Source organism: Enterococcus sp. DIV1304_2 (assembly GCF_050555445.1).
Taxonomy (GTDB): Bacteria; Bacillota; Bacilli; order Lactobacillales; family Enterococcaceae; genus Enterococcus_B; species Enterococcus_B pernyi.
The window spans coordinates 1-3,896 of record NZ_CP187857.1 but is presented as its reverse complement, the minus strand read 5'-3'; the positions used below and the strand labels follow the sequence as shown (position 1 = coordinate 3,896).

The 3,896-nt window shown below is 37.3% G+C and carries 4 protein-coding genes; all 4 read right to left on the bottom strand.

The genetic code is table 11. From position 1 onward, the window contains the following. Window positions 1-69: 69 nt before the first annotated feature. Window positions 70-330, bottom strand: coding sequence for a hypothetical protein (locus tag IGJ14_RS15350; RefSeq protein WP_430608670.1), 261 nt, complete (start codon window positions 328-330; stop codon window positions 70-72). Further along, window positions 320-1,303 (bottom strand): replication initiation factor domain-containing protein, encoded by a 984-nt coding sequence (locus tag IGJ14_RS15345; protein WP_430608669.1) that lies wholly within the window; start codon window positions 1,301-1,303, stop codon window positions 320-322. The genes IGJ14_RS15350 and IGJ14_RS15345 overlap by 11 nt, the downstream gene beginning before the upstream one ends. 536 nt (window positions 1,304-1,839) lie before the next feature. Beyond that, on the bottom strand, window positions 1,840-3,111 hold the full coding sequence (gene mobV / locus IGJ14_RS15340) for a MobV family relaxase (protein WP_430608672.1): 1,272 nt from the start codon (window positions 3,109-3,111) through the stop codon (window positions 1,840-1,842). A 296-nt stretch (window positions 3,112-3,407) separates the two neighbouring features. Beyond that, complete coding sequence (locus IGJ14_RS15335) at window positions 3,408-3,839, bottom strand: helix-turn-helix domain-containing protein (protein ID WP_430608671.1); 432 nt, start codon at window positions 3,837-3,839, stop codon at window positions 3,408-3,410. Window positions 3,840-3,896 lie beyond the last annotated feature (57 nt).

The following is a 3,896-nucleotide window of genomic DNA, read 5'->3' as shown; positions in this document are numbered from 1 at the left end:
AGTCTAGCAATCTTTACTGGTTGCATGGGGCTTACTATCACTTTTAGTCGGGTGGGTGTAAGCCCCTCTTTATTTTTTTATTACCCCAATTTCAGGTAATAACTCATTCATCAACTGCCAATACTTCTCTATATTTTCCAACTCTTCAGACGACAACTGAAACAAATTGAGATTCAGTATTTCTTTGAATTGCTGGTACAGTAAAACATGAAAATTATTTGGCGTATCGATTGGAATATTTTCTTTTGAAAGAAAAGCAATCAGCCTTGCCGTTATGCCTTGCGAAAACTCATTCAACGATTCAATTCTTTCTGTTTGTTCATAGTTCATTGTTTTCACCTTCTTCCGTCACATCAAGCCCTTGTAACCAAGTATCTAATTCTTTTTTCAAAACATCTGCCGATTCCGAAAATGTTTCTCGTAAATGATTCGTCAATTCATCATTTTGACTTTCTCTTTTCAGAATATCTCTCAACTTGTATTTCATTCTGCGCTCTAAAAAACCCCACATTTCAGGATTAGCAATCAATCCAAAAATCATGACCTTATCATTTGTTTTTACATCAAGAGGTAGAAAATGAGGGCTAGCAAAACTATCTAAACTTTCGTGAACCATCGCATGCCAATCCGTCGCTTTCCCACGCCTTAACTGCAATTCCAGTCGCCACCAAGTTTTTATTTCTGGTGGTACAATTTTCCGCTTGGTTTCTTGTTCCAATTTTTTGTTATACATCCTTATTTGTCGCTCGCTGGCACGACTGCCCCAATAAGCCGTTTCCAGCTTCCCAGACCGCCCATAAATTGGCTTGAAAGAAACAGGGTCAACCACTCGATATTGTGTAATAAACTCATCAGGCACATCGATAATATCGCAAGCAATATCTGCACGTGAGAAATGTGGTTCTAAAAATAAATCATGAATGAAATTTTTCATTGAACCAGCTAAAAATTGATTGATTTTACTGGGGTTAAAGTCAATCCGCCCTTTTCCCTCATGAAACTTAAGAATCTCAATATAGGCAATATTTTCTTCATATTGGTCTAACAATTGCCAGCCATTATTCCCAACCGCTTTTAAATATCCGTTACCTTCGTTTAGGCGCATAAGCTGTTCAAAATCTAAAATCAACACATCATTTTGAGTATGATAATAAATATTTTCTTTCAGTTTTCCAACAATGGTAATTCGGTCAATCGACCACTGCATTTTTAAGGGGGTGTACATATTATGTACATTTAACCGCCTGTTAGATATGCGGTTAAGTTTTTCCCACTCATTTACGATCGTGCCATTTTTACTCAAGTTTCGTTCCTCCTCAAAGAAAAAAGAGATTCTTGGAAAGAATTTTAAAAGTTCACGTAACCCTTAAAATTCATTAACAAGAATCTCTAGTCTTGAAGAAACCTAAAAATATTCGTATAATGATTATGAGTTACGGGACTAGTAGAAGTAGTTTCCGTAAAGGTCGAGGGTGCTTCCAACACTGCTCGACTATTTTTTTTGCTCTTTTTTCGATTTTTTATAATTATAACACCAGAAAACAAAAACTGACAAATACTCCCGAGTATGAAATATATAAGACCTTGGGGAATGTCATTCCCCAAAACCCTTGAGCCTCCTCCTGCCGAAATGGAAGGGTGCTGCCGCTGTTTATTTCATTCAGCTATCGGCTTTTACAATCTAACACGACCGTTCCGCTACCAGTCGCCTTACAGGCTCCATTCTCGCTCCTCTAACGTGTTTTAACGATTGTGCCGATAACTAAACGAAATAAACGCTAAAACCGCTCAGAACGCAAAATAGAGCTTTTCATGACATATTTACACCAACGCATCAAATTATCTAGCCAATCCTTTTATTTTGCTTAGGAATGAATCAATCATAGCCTTTAATTGTTCCATAAATTGTTCTAAACGATTGCCTTGTATCAAGCCTTTTTTCTTGTTTTCCTTCAGAGTGTCCAGCCATTCTTCCGCAACCTTTTTGTTTTTTGGTTTAATACCACGCTCAAGTTTACTCATAACTAAACGCCCCTCATATTCGATTTCAGGCATTTTAGAAGGGTCATGCCCTAATTCCTTTAGTTTATCTTCAAAAACCCTAGAATCGTCTCTCACGCCATCAAAACGACCTTCTAAATCTTTTTTCTCCGAGATCAACTCATCACGACGTTTCGCCACTTGCTCGTTTTCTTTTTTTAATTTGCCATTCTCTTCTGATAACTTCTCGTTTTTACGCTCCAGCTTATGATTTTCTTGCAAGGTCTTAATATCCTCTTTTTGAATACCAGACACAAACTGACTTAGTTTCTTTGAATTTTCTTTGTCGAGTATAGGTTTTCCAGTAATCGTTCGTGGCAGATTTTTTTCAAAGTTCGTAAGCCATTTTTGCGCCACTTTAGCATTTTCTGTTTTTCCTTTAAGGGCATTGAGTTTTTTAAACTCTTGATTTAATTGTTGCTTTTCCGTTTTTTGCTGACGTTTTATCTCAGCTACTTCTTTTTCTGCTTCTTTTTTCGCTTGATTGACAACACTTTTGTACGTTGAAACACTCAAGTTTTTTCGTTCTGAACGTTCCATTCCACGCTCAATATCAAAACCTTTTTCTTTGAGATATTTAGGTAGTTCTTCCTGTATTTCTAGCAATGTTTTCCGATTGAACACACTTTTACTTGATAACTTACCATTTACCATTGGCACAACACCCAAGTGCATATGTGGGGTTGTTTCGTCCATATGAACCACAGCATAAGCCATGTTTTGCCTACCAAATATATCCGCATAAAAATTGAATGACTCTTGGAAAAACAAGCGTGTATCACTTTCTGATAAATCTTTGAAAAACTCTTGATCACTAGTAATAATCCATTCGTTGACTAATACCGCATCTTTTCTAATGGCTCGTGTACTTTCCCTTTGAGAATCAATGATTTCCGAAACATGATTTTGATAATTGACTGGCTCTTCATTTGCCAAATCATAATTTGCTTCTGAACGTTCAACATCAATATCCTTATTGGAATGGTTCACAAATTCTCGCTGATTATGTTTTTGTATGCCCCCTAAATTTCCTGCTTTCATCTTCTGCATACGTGCAACAATCATACTCATAAACAACCCTCGTTTCTCTTTTAGAATCGGTACTACTTCCATGTAAAGTCTAACACACTATACTTCACTTCGGAAGTGTGTGCTCTGCCGAGGGCTGTCGTCCGCCTGAAGGCGACCGAGTGCCTACGCTCAAACTGTCATTTCTGCATTCGCAGAAACTCCACTTTTCACTCCGTCAAAACCTCTTTTTTGTTTGCTTACGCAACAAAAAAGCAACAGCCTTTCGACTGTTGCCAAAACATATGTATGTCTTATATCACATGTTTACCACATATGTTTATAAGACATACATATAATCATTCCTGAATCATGCGCCAAGTTTGCGCCATGGATTCAACGAATGATTCAACCCTTTTCGGCTGCTCGATTGCCATTTCCATAATTGCAACGAATTGCCGATACATCAAACGATACTTGTTCTTTTCTCTTTCTAATAATTCCGCTTCCTGAAGCTTTTCTTCGATTTCTTCCAGCACATCAGGCAAGAAATAAATCTGTTGATCATGCCCTTTTTTTCCAGAAAGCAGATAATCAAGCGACGTCCCCAAGACGTCCGTTAATTCATCAAATTTTTCAAAACCTGGAAAGACTGATTGTTCTTCCCAAGCTTGCACCTCTTTTTCAGAAACGTCACGTCCGATATATCTTGCTAAATCTTGCCGTGTCAGGTTTTGTTTCTCTCTTAATTCCTTGATTCTGATTCCTACGCTTTGCATTGATTCTGTCATAATATGACCTCCAAATAAGATTTTTATTTAGAAGCCCCATACAAAATATGCTAGAAT